Origin of the sequence: Streptomyces sp. NPDC018693 (genome assembly GCF_044391385.1) — a bacterium.
GTDB lineage: Bacteria > Actinomycetota > Actinomycetes > Streptomycetales > Streptomycetaceae > Streptomyces.
Map to the genome: position 1 here is coordinate 45,944 of NZ_JBIRZZ010000007.1, position 20,219 is coordinate 66,162.

The window sequence follows — 20,219 nt, forward strand, 5'->3', positions numbered from 1 at the left end:
TGTGATCGCCCTCTCCCTCGCCGAGATCGCCACAGTCGTCGGCGGGCAGACCCACGACATACCGGATCCGGCCGTCCAGGTCACCGGTCCCGTCGTCCGGGACTCCCGCGAGGCGGTGCCCGGCAGCCTCTTCGTCGCCTTCGTCGGCGAGCGCGTCGACGGCCACGACTACGCGGCGCAGGTCGTCGAGGCGGGCGCCGTCGCCGTGCTGGCGTCGCGGCCCGTCGGCGTGCCCGCGATCGTCGTGGACGACGTCCAGACGGCGCTCGGCGCGCTCGCCCGGCACGTCGTCCAGCGGCTCGGCACCACCCTCGTCGCCCTCACCGGCTCCGCAGGCAAGACCAGCACCAAGGACCTCATCGCCCAGGTGCTGCGGCGCAAGGCGCCGACCGTCTTCACGCCCGGCTCGCTCAACAACGAGATCGGGCTGCCGCTGACCGCCCTGTCCGCCACCGAGGAGACGAAGTTCCTCGTGCTGGAGATGGGCGCGCGCGGCATCGGCCACATCCGCTACCTCACCGGCCTCACGCCCCCGAGGATCGGCCTCGTCCTCAACGTGGGCACGGCCCACATCGGCGAGTTCGGCGGCCGCGAGCAGATCGCGCAGGCGAAGGGCGAACTCGTCGAGGCGCTGCCCTCCCTGGAGGACGGGGGTGCCGCGATCCTCAACGCGGACGACCCGTTGGTCCGGTCCATGGCCTCCCGTACGAAGGCGAAGGTGGTCCTTTTCGGAGAGTCCGACGAAGCGGACGTACGCGCCGAGAACGTGCGACTCACGGACAGCGGACAGCCCTGCTTCAGGCTTCACACACCCTCCGGTGCAAGCGATGTGACCATGCGCCTGTACGGTGAGCACCACGTGTCGAACGCGCTCGCCGCGGCCGCCGTCGCCCATGAGCTGGGCATGTCCGCGGAAGAGATCGCCACCGCGCTCTCCGAGGCGGGCTCCCTCTCCCGCTGGCGGATGGAGGTCACCGAGCGCCCGGACGGCGTGACGATCGTCAACGACGCCTACAACGCGAACCCCGAGTCCATGCGAGCGGCCCTGCGTGCGCTGGCGGCCATGGGCAAGGGGCGGCGGACCTGGGCGGTGCTCGGCAAGATGGCCGAGCTCGGGGACGAGGCGCTCGCCGAGCACGACGCGGTCGGACGGCTCGCCGTCCGGCTCAACGTCAGCAAGCTCGTCGCGGTCGGCGGCAGGGAAGCCGCCTGGCTGCAACTGGGCGCATATAACGAGGGTTCGTGGGGTGAGGAGTCGGTGCACGTGTCCGACGCACAGGCGGCGGTCGACCTGTTGCGCAGCGAGTTGCGCCCGGGAGACGTCGTACTCGTGAAGGCGTCCCGTTCGGTCGGCCTCGAGGGCGTCGCGCAGGCGCTGCTCGCGACCGGTGCCGAGGGTGAGGTCGCAGCCCGATGATGAAGCAGGTTCTGTTCTCCGGTGTCATCGGGCTCTTCCTGACACTGATCGGCACTCCGCTGCTGATCAAGCTGCTCGCACGCAAGGGCTACGGCCAGTACATCCGTGACGACGGCCCGCGGGAGCACGCCAGCAAGCGCGGTACGCCCACCATGGGTGGTATCGCCTTCATCCTGGCGACGGTGGCCGCGTACTTCCTGGCGAAGGTCATCACCGGCTACCCGCCCTCCTATTCGGGCCTGTTGGTGCTCGGCCTGATGGTGGGCATGGGCCTCGTCGGCTTCCTCGACGACTACATCAAGATCGTCAAGCGGCGCTCGCTGGGTCTGCGGGCCAAGGCGAAGATGGCCGGCCAGCTGATCGTCGGTATCGCCTTCGCGGTGCTCTCGCTGCAGTTCGCGGACTCCCGCGGCAACACCCCGGCCTCCACGAAGCTGTCGTTCATCACCGACTTCGGCTGGTCGATCGGCCCGGTGCTGTTCGTGGTCTGGGCACTGTTCATGATCCTGGCGATGTCCAACGGCGTGAACCTGACCGACGGTCTGGACGGCCTCGCCACCGGCGCCTCCGTGCTGGTCTTCGGCGCGTACACCTTCATCGGCGTGTGGCAGTTCCAGGAGTCCTGCGCCAACGGCGAGACCCTGACCAACCCGGGCGCCTGTTACGAGGTGCGCGACCCGCTGGACCTCGCGGTCGTCGCCTCCGCGCTGATGGGCGCCTGCCTCGGCTTCCTGTGGTGGAACACCTCGCCGGCCAAGATCTTCATGGGCGACACCGGTTCGCTCGCGCTCGGCGGTGTCCTCACGGGCCTGGCCATCCTCTCCCGCACGGAGCTGCTGGTGGCCATCATGGGCGGTCTGTTCGTCCTCATCACCATGTCGGTGGTCATCCAGGTCGGCTCCTTCCGACTCACCGGCAAGCGCGTCTTCCGGATGGCGCCGCTGCAGCACCACTTCGAACTCAAGGGCTGGTCCGAGGTCCTGGTCGTGGTCCGCTTCTGGATCATCCAGGGCATCTGCGTGATCGTCGGACTGGGCCTCTTCTACGCGGGATGGGCAGCGGAGAAGTGACCGACTGGCAGGGGAAGAACGTCACCGTCGCCGGACTCGGCGTGTCCGGCGTCCCGGCGGCCAAGGTGCTGCACGGGCTCGGCGCGACGGTCACCGTCGTCAACGACGGCGACGACGCACGCGCGCGTGAGCAGGCCGCCGAGCTGGAGTCGCTCGGCGTGACCGTGCGACTGGGCGACGGCGCGACCCTGCCCGAGGGCACCGAGCTGATCGTCACCGCGCCCGGCTGGAAGCCGGACAAGCCGCTGTTCGCGGCGGCCGCCGCGGTCGGTGTGCCGGTCTGGGGCGACGTCGAACTGGCCTGGCGGCTCCGGGGTCCGGACGCCGCGCCCTGGCTGTGCGTGACGGGCACCAACGGCAAGACGACGACCACACAGATGCTCGCGTCGATCCTGAAGGCCGCGGGGCTGCGCACGGCCGCCGTCGGCAACATCGGCGTCTCGCTGCTCGACGCGGTCCTCGGCGACGAGGAGTACGACGTCCTCGCCGTGGAGCTGTCCAGCTATCAGTTGCACTGGGCGCCCTCCCTGCGCGCCCACTCGGCCGTCGTCCTCAACCTCGCCCCGGACCACCTCGACTGGCACGGCTCCATGGAGGCGTACGCCCACGACAAGGGCCGCATCTACGAGGGCAATCGGGTCGCCTGCGTCTACAACGTCGCCGACAAGGCCACCGAGGACCTGGTGCGGGAGGCCGACGTCGAGGAGGGCTGCCGGGCCATCGGCTTCACCCTCGGCACCCCGGGACCCTCCCAACTCGGCGTCGTGGACGGCATCCTGGTCGACCGCGCCTTCGTCGAGAACCGGCAGAAGAACGCGCAGGAGCTCGCCGTGGTCTCCGACGTCAACCCGCCGGCCCCGCACAACATCGCCAACGCCCTTGCCGCGGCGGCCCTCGCACGCGCCTTCGGGGTGCCCGCCAGGGCCGTACGGGACGGTCTGCGGGCCTTCACCCCGGACGCCCACCGCATCGCCCACGTGGCCGACGTGGACGGCGTGGCGTACGTCGACGACTCCAAGGCCACCAACACCCATGCGGCACAAGCCTCGTTGGCGGCCTACGACTCGATCGTGTGGATCGCCGGCGGGCTCGCCAAGGGCGCGACCTTCGACGAGCTGGTCGCCAGGTCGGCCAAGCGGCTGCGCGGTGTCGTCCTCATCGGTGCCGACCGTGCGCTGATCCGTGAGGCGCTGGCGCGACACGCGCCGGAGGTCCCCGTGGTGGACCTCGACCGGACGGACACTGGGGCGATGCTCCAGGCCGTCCAGGAGGCGCGACGGCTCGCGGAGGCGGGCGACACGGTGCTTCTCGCCCCGGCCTGCGCCTCCATGGACATGTTCGCCAACTACAACAAGCGCGGTGACGCGTTCGCGGAGGCGGTTCGCGAACTCGGCTCCTGACCGACGTAGCGGAGGCGCTGATGCCCAGTAGCCGTACCGGCCGCCGGCCGCCCGTCCAGCGGGCCCCCAGGCGGCCCGGCGCACCCCGCCCGCCGCGCGACAACCCCGTCCTACGGCTCTACACGCGCGCGCGTAGGGCGTGGGACCGCCCGCTGACCGCGTACTACCTGATCCTCGGCGGCAGCCTGCTGATCACCGTGCTCGGGCTGGTGATGGTCTACTCGGCCTCGCAGATCAAGGCGCTGCAGATGTCCCTGCCCGGGACGTTCTTCTTCCGCAAGCAGTTCCTGGCCGCCCTGATCGGCGCCGGGCTGCTGCTGCTCGCCTCCCGGATGCCGGTGAAGCTGCACCGGGCGCTGGCCTACCCGATCCTCGCCGGGGCCGTCTTCCTGATGGCCCTGGTGCAGGTGCCCGGGATAGGGGTGGCGATCAACGGCAACCAGAACTGGATCGCCGTCGGCGGCTCCTTCCAGATCCAGCCCAGCGAGTTCGGCAAGCTCGCCCTGGTGCTGTGGGGCGCGGACCTGCTCGCCCGCAAGCAGGACAAGAAGCTGCTCACGCAGTGGAAGCACATGCTGGTGCCGCTGGTCCCGGTGGCGTTCATGCTGCTCGGGCTGATCATGCTCGGTGGCGACATGGGCACGGCGATCATCCTGTCGGCGATCCTGTTCGGCCTGCTGTGGCTGGCGGGCGCGCCGACCCGGCTGTTCGTCGGGGTGCTGGCCATCGCCGGCACCATCGGGCTGATCCTGATCAGGAGCAGCTCCAACCGGATGGCCCGGCTGGCCTGCATCGGTGCCACCGAACCGAAGTCCGGGACCGTCGACTGCTGGCAGGCCGTGCACGGCATCTACGCCCTCGCCTCGGGCGGAATCTTCGGCTCCGGGCTCGGTGCGAGTGTGGAAAAATGGGGCCAACTCCCCGAAGCGCACACCGACTTCATCTTCGCCGTCACCGGTGAGGAACTGGGCCTCGCGGGGACGCTGTCGGTGCTCGCCCTGTTCGCGGCTCTAGGCTATGCGGGTATCCGCGTGGCCGGTCGCACGGAGGACCCCTTCGTGAGGTATGCCGCGGGAGGCGTGACCACCTGGATCACCGCACAGGCGGTGATCAACATCGGTGCGGTGCTCGGCCTGCTGCCGATCGCCGGTGTCCCCCTCCCGCTGTTCTCCTACGGAGGATCCGCCCTGCTGCCGACCATGTTCGCCATCGGGCTGCTGATCGCCTTCGCACGCGACGAGCCCGCTGCGCGGGCGGCGCTTGCGATGCGGCAACCGCGCTTTGGTAGAAAGCGGGGGGCCGGGGGTCCTGCGGGGCCCAGGAGATGGAACACGATGCGACGGCGTGCCTCGGCGGCGCGTTCGTCCGGAGAGCGGTGAATTTCGGTGCATGTCGTACTCGCCGGTGGGGGGACCGCCGGCCACATCGAGCCCGCGCTCGCCCTCGCGGACGCCCTGCGCAGGCAGGACCCGACCGTGGGGATCACGGCCCTGGGCACGGAGCGCGGCCTGGAGACCCGGCTCGTGCCGGAGCGGGGCTATGAGCTCGCGCTGATCCCGGCGGTGCCACTGCCGCGCAAGCCCACCCCCGAGCTGATCACCGTCCCGGGCCGGCTGCGCGGCACGATCAAGGCGACCGAGCAGATCCTGGAGCGCACCAAGGCGGACTGCGTGGTCGGCTTCGGCGGCTATGTCGCCCTGCCCGGCTATCTGGCGGCCAAGCGCCTCGGCGTGCCGATCGTGATCCACGAGGCCAACGCCCGTCCCGGACTCGCCAACAAGATCGGCTCCCGGTACGCCGCCCAGGTCGCCGTCGCCACCCCGGACAGCAAGCTGCGCAACTCCCGCTACATCGGCATCCCGCTGCGCCACTCCATCGCCACCCTGGACCGGGCCGCGGCCCGCCCCGAGGCCCGCGCGATGTTCGGCCTCGACCCGAACCTGCCGACGCTGCTGGTCTCCGGCGGCTCGCAGGGCGCCCGCCGGCTCAACGAGGTCGTCCAGCAGGTCGCGCCCTACCTCCAGCAGGCCGGTATCCAGATCCTGCACGCCGTCGGCCCGAAGAACGAACTGCCGCAGGTCCACCAGATGCCGGGGATGCCCCCCTACATCCCGGTAAGTTACCTGGACCGGATGGACCTCGCGTACGCCGCGGCCGACATGATGCTCTGCCGCGCGGGCGCGATGACCGTCGCCGAACTCTCCGCCGTCGGACTCCCGGCCGCCTACGTCCCGCTGCCCATCGGCAACGGTGAACAGCGGCTGAACGCCCAGCCGGTGGTCAAGGCGGGCGGCGGACTGCTGGTCGACGACGCGGAACTGACCCCCCAGTGGGTGCAGCAGAACGTCCTGCCCGTCCTCGCCGACCCGCACCGGCTGTACGAGATGTCCCGCGCCGCCGGCGAGTTCGGCCGCCGGGACGCCGACGACCTGCTCGTCGGCATGGTGTACGAGGCGATCGCCGCGCGCCGATAGGCGCGGTCGACGAAGGGCAGGGGAGCGTGGCCGGACCCACCACCACCGCCGAACGCGGTGCACAGCGGGAGGAGTCGTCCGGCCCGCCCCTCGTCCGGGGACTGGGGCCGCGTCGACTCCGTATGATCATCATTCTTGTCGTCGCGGTCCTCGCTCTCGGCGGCGGCTGCGTCTGGGCGTTGTACGGCTCCCAGTGGCTGCGGGTGGAGCGGGTCTCCGTCTCCGGTACGGCTGTTCTGACGCCGGCGCAGGTCCGTGAGGCGGCCGCGGTCCCCGTCGGGTCGCCGTTGGTCTCCGTGGACACCGGGGCGATCGAGTCGCGGCTGCTGAGCGGACTGCCCCGGATCGACCATGTCGAGGTCGAGCGTTCCTGGCCGGACGGAATCAGCCTGAAAGTGACCGAGCGGACGCCGGTCGTGCTCATCCGCAAGGACGGGGAGTTCGTGGAGGTGGACGACGAGGGCGTCCGTTACGCCACGGTCCCCCAGGCGCCCAAGGGCGTGCCGCTGCTGGAGATGGCCACCGGCTCCGCCGAGTCGGCGGACGCCAGCCTGCGCCGCTTCGGGGAGAACCGGCTCGTCCGCGAGGCGGTGCGGGTGGCCGGCGACCTCCCCGCCGCCGTCGCCCGCGCCACCCGGACGGTCAAGGTCCGTTCCTACGACGATATCCAGCTGCGGCTCGGCGACGGCCGGACCGTGGCGTGGGGGAGCGCCGAGAAGGGCGCCGCGAAGGCCCGTACACTCACCGCTCTCATGAAAGCCTCCCCGGACGCACGGCACTTCGACGTCAGCGTCCCCACCGCCCCGGCGTCATCGGGGAGTTGACGCACATCCGCGCAGGCCAGCACCCTGGTTGGCTAGTGACACGGCTGATCACATAGGGTGAAAAGAAAAACGGGAGGTTCGGCGTGTTCGTTGAACGGGCGCCACTTGTCGACTTAGTGTCCTGTTCAGAAGACTTCAACGGACAGAAACACTGGTAACCCTAAACTTCAGCGTTAGGGTTCGGGTCGGCGAAACGGACCGTCCCATTCGGCATCCGTCGTCGGATCGCGTCAACCGCGGGACGGCGACACGTAACTCGAGGCGAGAGGCCTTCGACGTGGCAGCACCGCAGAACTACCTCGCAGTCATCAAAGTCATCGGTGTCGGCGGCGGTGGTGTCAATGCCATCAACCGGATGATCGAGGTCGGTCTCAAGGGCGTCGAGTTCATCGCCATCAACACCGACGCGCAGGCGCTGTTGATGAGCGACGCCGACGTCAAGCTCGACGTCGGCCGCGAACTCACCCGCGGACTCGGCGCCGGAGCCAACCCGGCCGTCGGCCGCAAGGCCGCCGAGGACCACCGTGAGGAGATCGAGGAGGTCCTCAAGGGGGCCGACATGGTCTTCGTGACGGCCGGTGAAGGCGGCGGCACCGGCACCGGCGGCGCGCCCGTCGTGGCCAACATCGCCCGCAACCTGGGCGCCCTCACCATCGGCGTGGTCACCCGCCCGTTCACCTTCGAGGGACGGCGCCGCGCCAACCAGGCCGAGGACGGCATCGCCGAGCTCCGCGAAGAGGTCGACACCCTCATCGTGATCCCGAACGACCGGCTGCTGTCCATCTCGGACCGCCAGGTCTCGGTCCTGGACGCCTTCAAGTCGGCCGACCAGGTCCTGCTCTCCGGTGTCCAGGGCATCACCGACCTCATCACCACGCCCGGTCTGATCAACCTGGACTTCGCCGACGTGAAGTCGGTCATGTCCGATGCCGGTTCGGCCCTCATGGGCATCGGCTCGGCCCGCGGCGACGACCGCGCGGTGGCCGCGGCCGAGATGGCCATCTCCTCGCCGCTGCTGGAAGCCTCCATCGACGGCGCCCGCGGTGTGCTGCTGTCCATCTCCGGCGGCTCCGACCTCGGTCTGTTCGAGATCAACGAGGCCGCCCAGCTGGTCAGCGAGGCCGCCCACCCCGAGGCCAACATCATCTTCGGCGCGGTCATCGACGACGCCCTCGGCGACGAGGTCCGCGTCACCGTGATCGCGGCCGGCTTCGACGGGGGCCAGCCCCCGGCCCGCCGGGACAACGTCCTCGGCTCGACCTCGTCCACCGCCACCCGCCGCGAGGAGCCGGCTCCGGTGCGGCAGCCGGAGTCCCGGCCGACCTTCGGCTCGCTCGGCAGTGTGACCCCGAAGGAGGAGCCGGAGCCCGCGCCGGAACCGGTGGCGGACATTCCGGTCGGCCCGCCGGTCCCGCCGTCGCGGACCTACGCGGACAGCGCGGCCGAGGAACTCGACGTACCGGACTTCCTGAAGTGATAGGACGGCGCGAGAGCGTGGGCGGCGCCCACTTCGCCTTCACCGACCGGTGGGGCGGGGTGAGCGCCGCTCCGTATGAGGAGCTCAATCTGGGCGGCGCGGTCGGCGACGACCCCGCGGCCGTGCGGACCAACCGGGAGCTGGCCGCCAAGTCGCTCGGCCTGGACCCGGCCCGGGTGGTCCTGATGAACCAGGTGCACGGCGCGGATGTCGCGATCGTCGACGAACCGTGGGGTCCGGCGGACGAGGTGCCGGCCGTCGACGCGATCGTCACCGCCCGGCGCGGACTCGCCCTCGTCGTCCTCACCGCCGACTGTGTGCCCGTCCTGCTCTCCGACCCGGTCGCGGGCATCGCCGCCGCGGCCCACGCCGGACGCCCGGGCATGGTCGAGGGCGTGGTCCCCGCCGCGCTACGCGCGATGATGGAGCTGGGCGCCGACCCCGCCCGGATCGTCGCCCGCACCGGACCCGCCGTCTGCGGCCGGTGCTACGAGGTGCCGGAGGCGATGCGCGCCGAGGTGGCCGCCGTGGAGCCGACGGCGTACGCCGAGACGAGCTGGGGCACGCCGGCGGTCGATGTCGCCGCCGGGGTGCACGCGCAACTGGAGCGGCTCGGGGTGCGCGACCGGGAGCGGTCGCCGGTGTGCACGCTGGAGTCGGGGGATCATTTCTCGTACCGCCGCGACCGCACCACCGGGCGACTCGCGGGATACGTGTGGCTGGACTGATGGGGCATGACGGACCGTAAGGACGAACTCGCCGGAAACCTGGCGAAGGTGGAACGGCGTATCGCCGCCGCTTGTGAGGCCGCCGGCCGCAAGCGGGAGGACGTGACCCTGATCGTGGTCACCAAGACCTACCCGGCGAGCGATGTGCGGATCCTGTCGGAACTCGGTGTGCGCCATGTCGCCGAGAACCGCGACCAGGACGCGGCGCCCAAGGCCGCCGCCTGTTCGGATCTGCCCCTCACCTGGCACTTCGTCGGTCAGCTTCAGACCAACAAGGTGCGCTCGGTGGCCGGTTATGCGGATCTCGTGCAGTCCGTCGACCGCTCCCGGCTGGTGACGGCCCTGTCGAAGGAGGCCGTACGACAGGAGCGCGAGCTGGGCTGTCTGATCCAGGTCGCGCTCGACGCGGGGGAGCCTGCGGCGGGAACGGGTGAGCGGGGCGGTGTGGCGCCGGGCGGAATCGAAGAGTTGGCCGATCTGATCGCCGGCTCGCCGGGGCTGCGGCTCGACGGGCTGATGACCGTCGCCCCGCTGACCGGAGAGTACGCCGGTCGTCAACGGGCGGCGTTCGAGCGGTTGATGGATTTGTCGACTGACCTGCGCCGAGCCCATCCGGCTGCGAACATGGTCTCGGCAGGGATGAGTGCGGACCTCGAACAGGCCGTGGCCGCCGGGGCGACACATGTGCGCGTCGGCACTGCGGTACTCGGAGTCCGCCCCAGGCTCGGGTAACGTCGCCAGGAAGTCGGACCACAGCAGAAAATATGGTCATTTACGTCGAAAGACGGGCAGAAGGCCACGTGGATCGCGGGACTTGGCAGTCGTCAGCCGATCCACCACAGAGCGGAGGACTCAGAGCATGGCCGGCGCGATGCGCAAGATGGCGGTCTACCTCGGCCTCGTGGAGGACGATGGGTACGACGGCCGGGGTTTCGACCCCGATGACGACTTCGAACCCGAACTCGACCCGGAGCCCGAGCGGGATCACCGTCGGCATGAGCCGGCACACTCGTCCCATGGGGCACATCAGTCCCAAAGGGACGAAGAGGTACGCATCGTGCAGCCTCCCGCGCCCCGTGAGTCGATCGCCAGATCGACTTCGCTCGCCGCGGAATCCGGCCGCCCGGCGCGCATCGCGCCCGTGGCGTCCATCACACAAGAACGTCAGTCCCTGGAGAAGAACGCACCGGTGATCATGCCCAAGGTCGTGTCCGAGCGAGAGCCGTACCGGATCACCACGCTTCACCCGCGGACCTACAACGAGGCCCGTACCATCGGGGAACACTTCCGTGAGGGCACCCCGGTGATCATGAATCTGACTGAGATGGATGACACAGATGCGAAGCGACTTGTCGACTTTGCGGCCGGTTTGGTGTTTGGTCTTCATGGAAGCATCGAGCGGGTGACCCAGAAGGTGTTCCTGTTGTCTCCTGCTAACGTCGATGTCACGGCGGAGGACAAGGCCCGCATCGCAGAGGGCGGGTTCTTCAACCAGAGCTGAGACGCAAGACCGGAACACAGCAGTACCAGCAGTACCGACCAGCACGAAACAGGGGAGAGGGAAGCACAGACCATGAGCGTGTTCGCGCAGGTGATCTACATCGCGCTGATGGTGTTCCTCATCGTGCTCATCTTCCGGTTGGTCATGGACTATGTCTTCCAGTTCGCCCGCTCGTGGCAACCCGGCAAGGCGATGGTGGTCGTTCTGGAGGCCACCTACACTGTCACCGATCCACCGCTGAAGCTTCTGCGGCGGTTCATCCCGCCGCTGCGTCTCGGGGGCGTGGCGCTCGACCTGTCCTTCTTCGTACTGATGATCATCGTCTACATCCTGATCTCGATCGTGGGCAACCTCGCGAGGTGAGTGTGGACGATACGGTCTTGCCGACTGCCGATGACTACGTTGAGGTGAAGAGATGCCGTTGACCCCCGAGGACGTGCGGAACAAGCAGTTCACGACCGTCCGCCTCCGAGAAGGCTATGACGAGGACGAGGTCGATGCCTTCCTCGACGAGGTCGAAGCCGAACTGACCCGCCTGCTCCGCGAGAACGAGGACCTGCGCGCCAAACTGGCCGCGGCCACACGCGCGGCCGCGCAGAACCAGCAGAACATGCGCAAGCCCCCCGAGGGTCAGGGGCCTGGTCCCCAGGATCAGCAGCAGGGCATGCCGCAACAGGGCATGCCACCGCAGGGAATGCCCCAGCAGGGTATGCGCGGTCCTGGTCCCGGCGCCCCGGTGCCCGCCGGCATATCGGGCCCGCCGCAGCAGCAGATGGGCGGCCCCGGCCCCATGGGTGGCCCGCCCCAGCTGCCGAGCGGTGCCCCGCAGCTGCCCGCCGGTCCCGGCGGCCAGGGCGGTCCGCAGGGTCCCGGCCCGATGGGTCAGGGTCCGATGGGCCAGGGCCCGATGGGTGGTCAGCCTCCCATGCAGCAGATGGGCGGCCCCATGGGCGGTCCGATGGGCGGCCCCATGGGCGGTCCCGGTCAGGGCCCCGGTGGCGACAGCGCCGCCCGTGTCCTCTCGCTGGCCCAGCAGACCGCCGACCAGGCGATCGCCGAGGCCCGTTCCGAGGCCAACAAGATCGTCGGCGAGGCGCGTTCGCGGGCCGAGGGTCTGGAGCGGGACGCCCGCGCCAAGGCTGACGCGCTGGAGCGGGACGCGCAGGAGAAGCACCGTGTCGCGATGGGCTCCCTGGAGTCCGCCCGCGCCACGCTGGAGCGCAAGGTCGAGGATCTGCGCGGCTTCGAGCGTGAGTACCGTACGCGGCTGAAGTCCTACCTGGAGTCCCAGCTGCGTCAGCTGGAGACCCAGGCCGACGACTCCCTCGCGCCGCCGCGTACGCCCGCCACGGCCTCCCTGCCGCCGTCCCCGGCGCCCTCCATGGCACCCGCCGGTGCCGGCGCCCCGTCCTACGGCGGCAACCAGACCATGGGGGGTGCGCCGAGCCCCGCTGCCCCGTCCTACGGCGGCCAGCAGCAGATGTCTCCGGCGATGACCCAGCCGATGGCACCGGTGCGGCCGCAGGGGCCGTCGCCGATGGGGCAGGCCCCGTCGCCGATGCGTGGCTTCCTGATCGACGAGGACGACAACTGACGGCCTCTAGTACGCCTTAGGCGTCGGCAGCGTTCAAAGGGGCGGGCCCTGGATTTCGATCCGGGGCCCGCCCCTTTTACGCGCGTTGACGGTGCCCGCAGCTACGCGGCGACCTGTGAGCGTGGCTGAGGCTGATCAACCTCAGGGGCGCGGGGAACTGCGCGATCAGCCCCGATGCGCCCGCGGCCGGCGACGAACGGACAGGCGAACGGCGGCTGCCCCGCAAGGCAGCCGCCGCTTTCATGTGAGTCACACCTTGCGGAGGCGGAACGTCAGGGTGAGGGCCTCGTCCGTGAACGGGGTGCCGTACGTGTCGTCGGCCTCGCCCCGGGCGAAGTCGGTGGACAGGACCTCGTCGGCGATCAGTCCGGTGTGCTCGGTGAGGGCGGCGATCGTGGCCGCGTCCGTCGCCGTCCAGCGGAGCGCGATGCGGTCGGCCACGTCGAGGCCGCTGTTCTTGCGGGCCTCCTGGATGAGGCGGATCGCGTCACGGGCCAGGCCCGCCCGGCGGAGTTCCTCGGTGATCTCCAGATCCAGGGCGACCGTCGCGCCCGAGTCGGACGCCACCGACCAGCCTTCGCGCGGGGTCTCGGTGATGATCACCTCGTCCGGTGCCAGCGTGACCGCCTCACCGTCGACGTCCACCGACGCCTTGCCCTCGCGCAGGTCCAGCGACAGCGCGGCCGCGTCCGCGTTCGCGATCGCCTTGGCCACGTCCTGCACCCGCTTGCCGAACCGCTTGCCGAGCGCACGGAAGTTGGCCTTCGCGGTGGTGTCGACCAGGGAGCCGCCGACCTCGGAGAGGGACGCCAGCGACTCCACGTTCAGCTCCTCCGTGATCTGCGTGTGCAGTTCGGGGGAGAGCGCCTCGAAGCCCGTCGCCGCCACCAGCGCCCGCCGCAGCGGCTGCCGCGTCTTGACACCCGACTCCGCGCGCGTGGCGCGGCCCAGCTCCACCAGGCGGCGGACCAGGACCATCTGCTTCGACAGCTCCGGGGCGATGGCGGAGAGGTCCGCCTCCGGCCAGGAGGCGAGGTGCACGGACTCCGGAGCGCCGGGCGTGACCGGAACCACCAGGTCCTGCCAGACCCGCTCGGTGATGAACGGGGTCAGCGGGGCCATCAGCTTGGTGACGGTCTCCACGACCTCGTGCAGCGTGCGCAGCGCCGCCTTGTCGCCCTGCCAGAAGCGGCGCCGCGAGCGGCGGACGTACCAGTTGGACAGGTCGTCGACGAACGCGGACAGCAGCTTGCCGGCACGCTGGGTGTCGTACGCCTCCAGGGACTGGGTGACCTGGTCGACCAGCGCGTGCAGCTCGCTCAGCAGCCAGCGGTCGAGGAGCGGGCGGTCGGCCGGGGCCGGGTCCGCCTCGCTGGGCGCCCAGTTCGACGTACGGGCGTACAGGGCCTGGAAGGCGACCGTGTTCCAGTACGTCAGCAGGGTCTTGCGGACGACCTCCTGGATGGTGCCGTGGCCGACGCGGCGGGCCGCCCACGGGGAACCGCCCGCCGCCATGAACCAGCGGACCGCGTCCGCGCCGTGCTGGTCCATCAGCGGGATCGGCTGCAGGATGTTGCCCAGGTGCTTGGACATCTTGCGGCCGTCCTCGGCGAGGATGTGGCCGAGGCACACGACGTTCTCGTACGACGACTTGTCGAAGACGAGCGTGCCGACCGCCATGAGGGTGTAGAACCAGCCGCGGGTCTGGTCGATCGCCTCGGAGATGAACTGCGCCGGGTAGCGGCTCTCGAACAGGTCCTTGTTCTTGTACGGGTAGCCCCACTGCGCGAACGGCATGGAACCCGAGTCGTACCAGGCGTCGATGACCTCCGGCACGCGCGTGGCCGTCTTTCCGCAGCCCTCGTGCGGACAGGCGAAGGTGACCGAGTCGATGTACGGCCGGTGCGGATCCAGCTCCGACTGGTCGGTGCCGGACAGCTCGGTCAGCTCCGCGCGGGAGCCGACGCAGGTGAGGTGGTTCTCCTCACAGAGCCAGATCGGCAGCGGGGTGCCCCAGTAGCGGCTGCGGGACAGCGCCCAGTCGATGTTGTTGTTCAGCCAGTCGCCGAAGCGGCCGTGCTTGACCGTGTCCGGGAACCAGTTGGTGTTCTCGTTCTCCTGGAGGAGGCGGTCCTTGACAGCCGTGGTGCGGATGTACCAGGACGGCTGCGCGTAGTAGAGGAGCGCGGTGTGGCAGCGCCAGCAGTGCGGGTAGCTGTGCTCGTACGGCAGGTGCTTGAAGAGGAGGCCGCGCTGCTGGAGGTCCTCGGTGAGCCTTTCGTCCGCCTTCTTGAAGAAGACACCGCCGACCAGCGCGACGTCCTCGGCGAACGTGCCGTCGGGGCGGACCGGGTTGACCACGGGCAGGCCGTAGGCGCGGCAGACCTTGAGGTCGTCCTCACCGAAGGCGGGGGACTGGTGGACCAGACCCGTACCGTCCTCGGTGGTGACGTACTCGGCGTTGACGACGAAGTGGGCCGGCTCCGGGAACTCCACCAGCTCGAACGGACGTTGGTACGTCCAGCGCTCCATCTCGGCGCCGGTGAAGGTCTGGCCGGTGGGCTCCCAGCCCTCGCCGAGCGCCTTGGCGACGAGCGGCTCGGCGACGACGAGCTTCTCCTCGCCGTCGGTGGCGACCACGTAGGTCACCTCGGGGTGGGCGGCCACCGCCGTGTTGGAGACCAGGGTCCAGGGGGTCGTCGTCCAGACCAGCAGCGCGGCCTGGCCGGCGAGGGGACCGGAGGTGAGGGGGAAACGGACGTACACGGACGGGTCGACGACCGTCTCGTAGCCCTGGGCCAGCTCGTGGTCGGACAGGCCGGTGCCGCAGCGCGGGCACCAGGGGGCGACGCGGTGGTCCTGGGCCAGCAGGCCCTTGTGGAAGATCTCCTTGAGCGACCACCAGACCGACTCGACGTACTCCGGGTCCATGGTGCGGTAGGCGTCGTCGAGGTCGACCCAGTAGCCCATGCGGGTCGTCAGCTCGGCGAAGGCGTCGGTGTGCCGAGTCACCGACTCGCGGCACTTGGCGTTGAACTCGGCGATGCCGTACGCCTCGATGTCCTGCTTGCCGGAGAAGCCCAGCTCCTTCTCCACCGCAAGCTCCACCGGGAGGCCGTGACAGTCCCAGCCGGCCTTGCGGGCCACGTGGTAGCCGCGCATGGTGCGGAAGCGGGGGAAGACGTCCTTGAAGACGCGCGCCTCGATGTGGTGGGCGCCCGGCATGCCGTTGGCGGTGGGCGGGCCCTCGTAGAACACCCACTCGGGGCGGCCCTCGGACTGCTCCAGGCTCTTGGCAAAGATCTTCTGCTCGCGCCAGAAGTCGAGCACGGCGTGCTCGAGCGCGGGCAGGTCGACCTGGGCGGGCACCTGGCGGTACTGCGTCATCGATCTTCCTCCGGCGGACTTGCTGCCTTCCGTCCGGAGGGACGAGAGCTACGTCATGTCCTACGCCGCCTTCGGCGCGCTCCCGCGGTACCACCCTCCTTGGCCCGCCGACACGGGGTGTGTGTCGGTGAGCCCCCTCATTGGGGTCGCGAAGCCGGTTCTACTGACCGCGGCCGGCTGTGCTGCCCGGCTGCGGCTTTCTTCCGGCGGCTCCGGGGTGATCTTCACGTCGCGCTCGCCCCCGGGCTTCCACCGTCCCCGGGTCGCTACGGGCTGCGTACGCCGCTACTCGTCCCCATCCACGCTTCTCGCTCCGCCCAGTGTACGGCGCGAGCGGGGGCGGGGCCGACCGGATTTCCCGCGGGGCGCGGGTGACTCGAATGGGGCGGTACGGCGGCGCGGGTTCCGGGGCTTTCCCGGGACGTCCGGCAGGTCGGATTACCCGGCGGGGAGCTGGGCACAACGGATGCAGGCTCGCTGCGGGGCGTGTGCGAGGCGGGCGAATCGGGCGGTGTGCCCCGTTGCCGCGGGACCCGGGTCGATTTATCGTCCCAGCACGATTCGCGCGCAAGATCACAATATGTGAAGGGGCCGCGGCCATGGTGGCGAAGAAGACCGCCGTACAGCAGTCGGCGTCCGGCAGGCCCACGGATGCCTCCGGCGGTGCGGCCAAGGACGTCGGCGGCAAGAAGAGCACCCAAGGGAAGGCGGCCACCACCGCCAGGAGCCGAACGGTGAAGACCGCCCGACCGGCCACGGGCGGCGCGGCGAGGAAACCGGCTGGGGGAAGGGACAGAGCCGAGGGCAGGCGGGCGACGGCCAAGGCTCCGCCGGAGAAGGGGGCGGCCGGGAAGGCAGAGGCGGGGAAGGGGCCGGCTGGGAAGAAAGCGGCGGGGAAGGCAGAGGTCGGGAAGACGGCGGCTGAGAAGGCGGCGGGGAAGACCACGGTCTCGAAGAAGGCGCCTGCCAGGGAGACGGCCTCCAAGGCGACGTCCGCCGAGCAGACGGCCTCCAAGGCGACGTCCACCAAGCAGACGTCCGCCAAGCAGTCGGCCTCCAAGACGACGGCCGCCAAGCAGACGGCCTCCAAGGCGACGGCCTCTCAAGCGACGTCCGCCAAGAAAGCAGCCGCGAAGAAGGCAGCCGCGAAGAAGACGTCGGCGAAGGAGGCGACCGCCACGGCGAAGCCTGCCAAGAAGGCGGCCGGGAAGGAGACGGCTCCGGATAGGGCGGGTGCGAAGAGGGCGGCTGCGAAGAAGACGACGACCGCCAAGAAAGTGACCGGGGAGACGGCGGCCGCGGAGAAGGAGGCGGCGGCAGGGACGCCCTCGGCCGCGAGGGCGGCCAAGACGGGTGCCGGGAAGGCGACGAGCAGGAAGGCCGCACGGGTGAAGGCGAGCCCTGAGGCGGCGAGCTCTGAGAGGGCCGGAAGGAAGGCGGGCACACAGGCCGAGGGCGGGAAGGCCGCTGCCGAGAAGGCCGGCGCAGAGGCGGCCCGTGGGGATGCGGTCGGCCGTGAGGCGGGCGGTCGGGATGCGGTCGGTAGGAAGACGGCTGGTGTGAAGGCAGGGGGGAGGAAGGCAGCTGGCGAGGCGGTAGACGCGGAGGCAGCCCGTACGGGGGCGGCTGGTGGGGATGCGGGCGGTCCGGAAGCGGGCGGTAGGAAGGCGGCTGGTGTGAGGGTGGCGGGGAGGAAGGCCGCTGGCGAGGCGGTCGGCGCGGAGGCAGCCCGTACGGAGGCGGCTCGTGGGGAGGCGGTCGGCCGTGAGGCGGGCGGTCGGGATGCGGTCGGACCGGAGGCAGTCGGTAGGAAGGCGGCTGGTGTGAGGGTGGCGGGGAGGAAGGCCGCTGGCGAGGCGGTCGGCGCGGAGGCAGCCCGTACGGAGGCGGCTCGTGGGGAGGCGGTCGGCCGTGAGACGGCCGGACCGGAGACAGTCGGCCCTGAGGCTATGAGCCCTGAGGCGGTCGGCCCTGAGACGGCCGGACCGGAGGGTCCGGGGGCGGGCGGTCCGGGGGTGGCTGGGGTGGATGTGGGGGGTGTGGAGGTGGTCGGTCGGGCGGGTGGGGGTGGGCGGGGGGTGGTGGGGCGGAAGAGCGATGTGAAGAAGAGCAGGGCCAAGAAGGCGGGTGCGGCCTCGGCCGCGGAGCAGACGGGAGCCACGACAGTGGTTGCGAAGAAGACTCCTGGCACGGCCACGGCGGCGAAGACCGCCGTCCCCAAGGCACGGCTCGCCGCGGTGGAGCCCGGCGAGCTCGCGGTGCGCCCCGGTGAGGAGCCCTGGACACCGGAGGAGGTCGAGGAGGCCCGTACGGAGCTGATGGCGGAACTGGAGCGGCTGCGCACGGAGATCCACGACTCCGAGGAGTCCCTGGTGGGCCTGATGCGCGACTCGGGGGACGGCGCGGGCGACGACCAGGCGGACACCGGCACCAAGAACATCACCCGCGAACAGCAGCTGGCGCTCGCCGCCAACGCGCGCGAGATGCTGCTCCAGACGGAGCGCGCCCTGGAACGCCTGGACGCGGGCACCTACGGACTCTGCGAGAACTGCGGCAATCCCATCGGCAAGGCACGCATGCAGGCGTTCCCGCGCGCGACCCTGTGCGTGGAGTGCAAGCAGAAGCAGGAACGCCGGTACTGATGCGCCCATGAGGCGTGTCGTACCCTCGTCCTCAGTCAGGCACCTAGGTTGAGGGACTCACGTGGCAGAGGCGGAGCGCATCATCGGTACGCCGGGCATTCCGGAGGCGGCGCGGACCGAGCAGGAGCAGCCCGGCGAGTCCGGCGAGACCGGCGAGTCCGGTGTCGGGGAGACGGAGGCGGCGCCTGCCGAGCAGCCGCGCGGCAAGCGCCGTATCGCCGTGCTGTTCGCGGTCGCCGCGTTCGCGTACGTGCTCGACCTGGTCAGCAAGATGATCGTGGTCGCCAAGCTGGAGCACCACGAGCCGGTCGAGATCATCGGCGACTGGCTGAAGTTCGAGGCGATCCGCAACGCGGGCGCCGCCTTCGGCTTCGGCGAGGCGTTCACCGTGATCTTCACGGTGATCGCGGCGGCGGTGATCGTCGTGATCGTACGACTCGCCCGCAAGCTGTACAGCCTGCCCTGGGCGATCGCCCTCGGCCTGCTGCTCGGCGGGGCGCTCGGCAATCTCACCGACCGGATCTTCCGGGCGCCCGGCGTCTTCGAGGGCGCGGTCGTGGACTTCATCGCGCCGAAGCACTTCGCGGTCTTCAACCTCGCCGACTCCGCGATCGTGTGCGGCGGCGTCCTGATCGTGCTGCTGTCCTTCAGGGGGCTCGATCCGGACGGGACCGTCCACAAGGACTGAGCGCGCGTTCGGGACCGTCTCACCCGTCCGGCATACTCGACGGGTGAGCACGATTCCCGAGATCCGTACCCTGCCCGTGCCCGACGGCCTGGAGGGCGAGCGCGTCGACGCCGCCATCTCCCGCATGTTCGGCTTCTCCCGTACCAAGGCGGCCGAGCTGGCCGCGGCGGGGAAGGTCACGGTCGACGGGTCGGTGGTCGGGAAGTCGGAGCGCGTCCACGGCGGTGCCTGGCTGGAGGTCGAGATGCCGCAGGCGCCCGCGCCGGTCCAGATCGTCGCCGAGCCGGTCGAGGGCATGGAGATCGTCCATGACGACGACGACGTGGTCGTCATCGTCAAGCCGGTCGGCGTCGCCGCCCACCCCTCGCCGGGCTGGAGCGGGCCGACCGTCATCGGCGGGCTGGCCGCCGCCGGCTACCGCATCTCCACCTCCGGCGCCGCCGAGCGGCAGGGCATCGTGCACCGCCTCGACGTCGGCACGTCCGGGCTGATGGTGGTCGCCAAGTCCGAGTACGCGTACACGTCGCTCAAGCGGCAGTTCAAGGAGCGCACGGTCGACAAGCGGTACCACACGCTCGTCCAGGGCCACCCCGATCCGACCAGCGGCACCATCGACGCGCCGATCGGGCGGCATCCGAACCACGACTACAAGTGGGCGGTCACCGCCGACGGGAAGCCGTCCGTCACGCACTACGACCTCATCGAGGCGTTCCGGGCCGCCTCGCTGCTCGACGTGAAGCTGGAGACCGGGCGCACGCATCAGATCCGCGTCCACATGGCCGCGCATCGCCACCCGTGCGTGGGTGATCTGACGTACGGCGCCGATCCGACCCTGGCCAAGCGGCTGCGGCTGACCCGGCAGTGGCTGCATGCCGTGCGGCTCGGGTTCGAGCATCCGGGGGACGGGCAGTGGGTCGAGTTCGGGTGTGATTATCCGGCCGATCTGCAGGAGGCGTTGGACCAGGTCCGCGAGGAGACGTACGGCTGAGCACAGAGATCTCCCACCTGCGCACCACC

At 70.3% G+C, this 20,219-nt stretch carries 16 protein-coding genes; 15 read left to right on the top strand and 1 reads right to left on the bottom strand.

The features are described 5' to 3' along the window. Window position 1: 1 nt before the first annotated feature. From murF to ACH5AC_RS19760, 12 genes are all read left to right on the top strand, one after another. On the top strand, window positions 2–1,417 hold the full coding sequence (gene murF / locus ACH5AC_RS19705; protein ID WP_398863201.1) for a UDP-N-acetylmuramoyl-tripeptide--D-alanyl-D-alanine ligase: 1,416 nt from the start codon (window positions 2–4) through the stop codon (window positions 1,415–1,417). Further along, entirely contained in the window at window positions 1,417–2,487 is a 1,071-nt protein-coding gene (gene mraY, locus ACH5AC_RS19710; RefSeq protein ID WP_398863555.1) for a phospho-N-acetylmuramoyl-pentapeptide-transferase, read from the top strand. The genes murF and mraY overlap by 1 nt, the downstream gene beginning before the upstream one ends. Beyond that, a complete protein-coding gene (gene murD / locus ACH5AC_RS19715; protein ID WP_398863202.1) occupies window positions 2,469–3,887 on the top strand; it encodes a UDP-N-acetylmuramoyl-L-alanine--D-glutamate ligase in 1,419 nt (472 codons plus the stop codon). Before mraY ends, murD begins: the two co-directional genes overlap by 19 nt. 20 nt (window positions 3,888–3,907) lie before the next feature. Next, on the top strand, window positions 3,908–5,266 hold the full coding sequence (ftsW, locus tag ACH5AC_RS19720) for a putative lipid II flippase FtsW (protein WP_398863203.1): 1,359 nt from the start codon (window positions 3,908–3,910) through the stop codon (window positions 5,264–5,266). A 6-nt stretch (window positions 5,267–5,272) separates the two neighbouring features. Beyond that, a complete protein-coding gene (gene murG, locus ACH5AC_RS19725) occupies window positions 5,273–6,361 on the top strand; it encodes an undecaprenyldiphospho-muramoylpentapeptide beta-N-acetylglucosaminyltransferase (RefSeq protein WP_398863205.1) in 1,089 nt (362 codons plus the stop codon). A 26-nt stretch (window positions 6,362–6,387) separates the two neighbouring features. Then, complete coding sequence (locus tag ACH5AC_RS19730; RefSeq protein ID WP_398863207.1) at window positions 6,388–7,185, top strand: cell division protein FtsQ/DivIB; 798 nt, start codon at window positions 6,388–6,390, stop codon at window positions 7,183–7,185. A 277-nt stretch (window positions 7,186–7,462) separates the two neighbouring features. Beyond that, window positions 7,463–8,662, top strand: coding sequence for a cell division protein FtsZ (gene ftsZ / locus ACH5AC_RS19735; RefSeq protein ID WP_398863208.1), 1,200 nt, complete (start codon window positions 7,463–7,465; stop codon window positions 8,660–8,662). Next, window positions 8,659–9,390 carry a peptidoglycan editing factor PgeF gene (gene pgeF, locus ACH5AC_RS19740; protein ID WP_398863209.1) on the top strand — a complete coding sequence of 244 codons (732 nt, stop codon included), beginning with the start codon at window positions 8,659–8,661 and terminating at the stop codon, window positions 9,388–9,390. Before ftsZ ends, pgeF begins: the two co-directional genes overlap by 4 nt. A 6-nt stretch (window positions 9,391–9,396) precedes the next feature. Beyond that, a complete protein-coding gene (locus tag ACH5AC_RS19745; protein WP_398863210.1) occupies window positions 9,397–10,122 on the top strand; it encodes a YggS family pyridoxal phosphate-dependent enzyme in 726 nt (241 codons plus the stop codon). A 127-nt stretch (window positions 10,123–10,249) separates the two neighbouring features. Beyond that, complete coding sequence (locus ACH5AC_RS19750) at window positions 10,250–10,891, top strand: cell division protein SepF (protein ID WP_398863211.1); 642 nt, start codon at window positions 10,250–10,252, stop codon at window positions 10,889–10,891. A 72-nt stretch (window positions 10,892–10,963) separates the two neighbouring features. Further along, window positions 10,964–11,254, top strand: a complete 291-nt coding sequence (locus ACH5AC_RS19755; RefSeq protein ID WP_004932337.1) for a YggT family protein — start codon at window positions 10,964–10,966, stop codon at window positions 11,252–11,254. Window positions 11,255–11,306: 52 nt separating this feature from the next. Next, window positions 11,307–12,485, top strand: a complete 1,179-nt coding sequence (locus ACH5AC_RS19760; protein ID WP_398863212.1) for a DivIVA domain-containing protein — start codon at window positions 11,307–11,309, stop codon at window positions 12,483–12,485. Window positions 12,486–12,734: 249 nt separating this feature from the next. On the opposite strand, the gene ileS is transcribed toward ACH5AC_RS19760, so the two are convergent. Next, window positions 12,735–15,872, bottom strand: coding sequence for an isoleucine--tRNA ligase (ileS, locus tag ACH5AC_RS19765; protein WP_398863213.1), 3,138 nt, complete (start codon window positions 15,870–15,872; stop codon window positions 12,735–12,737). 599 nt (window positions 15,873–16,471) lie between these two features. Between ileS and ACH5AC_RS19770 the strand changes: the two genes are divergently transcribed. The 3 genes from ACH5AC_RS19770 to ACH5AC_RS19780 all read left to right on the top strand — a co-directional run bounded on the left by ACH5AC_RS19770 (window position 16,472) and on the right by ACH5AC_RS19780 (window position 20,190). Next, on the top strand, window positions 16,472–18,514 hold the full coding sequence (locus ACH5AC_RS19770) for a TraR/DksA C4-type zinc finger protein (protein ID WP_398863214.1): 2,043 nt from the start codon (window positions 16,472–16,474) through the stop codon (window positions 18,512–18,514). A gap of 61 nt (window positions 18,515–18,575) precedes the next feature. After that, window positions 18,576–19,202: a signal peptidase II gene (lspA, locus tag ACH5AC_RS19775; RefSeq protein WP_398863215.1), complete on the top strand. Its 627-nt coding sequence runs from the start codon at window positions 18,576–18,578 to the stop codon at window positions 19,200–19,202. A gap of 43 nt (window positions 19,203–19,245) precedes the next feature. Beyond that, the gene (locus tag ACH5AC_RS19780; protein WP_398863216.1) at window positions 19,246–20,190 is read left to right on the top strand and encodes an RluA family pseudouridine synthase; all 945 of its coding nucleotides are present in this window, start codon (window positions 19,246–19,248) and stop codon (window positions 20,188–20,190) included. Window positions 20,191–20,219 lie beyond the last annotated feature (29 nt).

What these genes read in the sequence shown, in the direction of transcription:
- ACH5AC_RS19755 (WP_004932337.1), top strand. Translation starts at nt 10,964, where the DNA reads ATGAGCGTGTTCGCGCAGGTGATCTACATCGCGCTGATGGTGTTCCTC.
- ACH5AC_RS19760 (WP_398863212.1), top strand. Translation starts at nt 11,307, where the DNA reads ATGCCGTTGACCCCCGAGGACGTGCGGAACAAGCAGTTCACGACCGTC.
- ACH5AC_RS19750 (WP_398863211.1), top strand. Translation starts at nt 10,250, where the DNA reads ATGGCCGGCGCGATGCGCAAGATGGCGGTCTACCTCGGCCTCGTGGAG.
- ftsW (WP_398863203.1), top strand. Translation starts at nt 3,908, where the DNA reads ATGCCCAGTAGCCGTACCGGCCGCCGGCCGCCCGTCCAGCGGGCCCCC.
- murD (WP_398863202.1), top strand. Translation starts at nt 2,469, where the DNA reads ATGGGCAGCGGAGAAGTGACCGACTGGCAGGGGAAGAACGTCACCGTC.
- ileS (WP_398863213.1), bottom strand. Translation starts at nt 15,872, where the DNA reads ATGACGCAGTACCGCCAGGTGCCCGCCCAGGTCGACCTGCCCGCGCTC.
- ACH5AC_RS19745 (WP_398863210.1), top strand. Translation starts at nt 9,397, where the DNA reads ATGACGGACCGTAAGGACGAACTCGCCGGAAACCTGGCGAAGGTGGAA.
- mraY (WP_398863555.1), top strand. Translation starts at nt 1,417, where the DNA reads ATGAAGCAGGTTCTGTTCTCCGGTGTCATCGGGCTCTTCCTGACACTG.
- ACH5AC_RS19770 (WP_398863214.1), top strand. Translation starts at nt 16,472, where the DNA reads ATGGTGGCGAAGAAGACCGCCGTACAGCAGTCGGCGTCCGGCAGGCCC.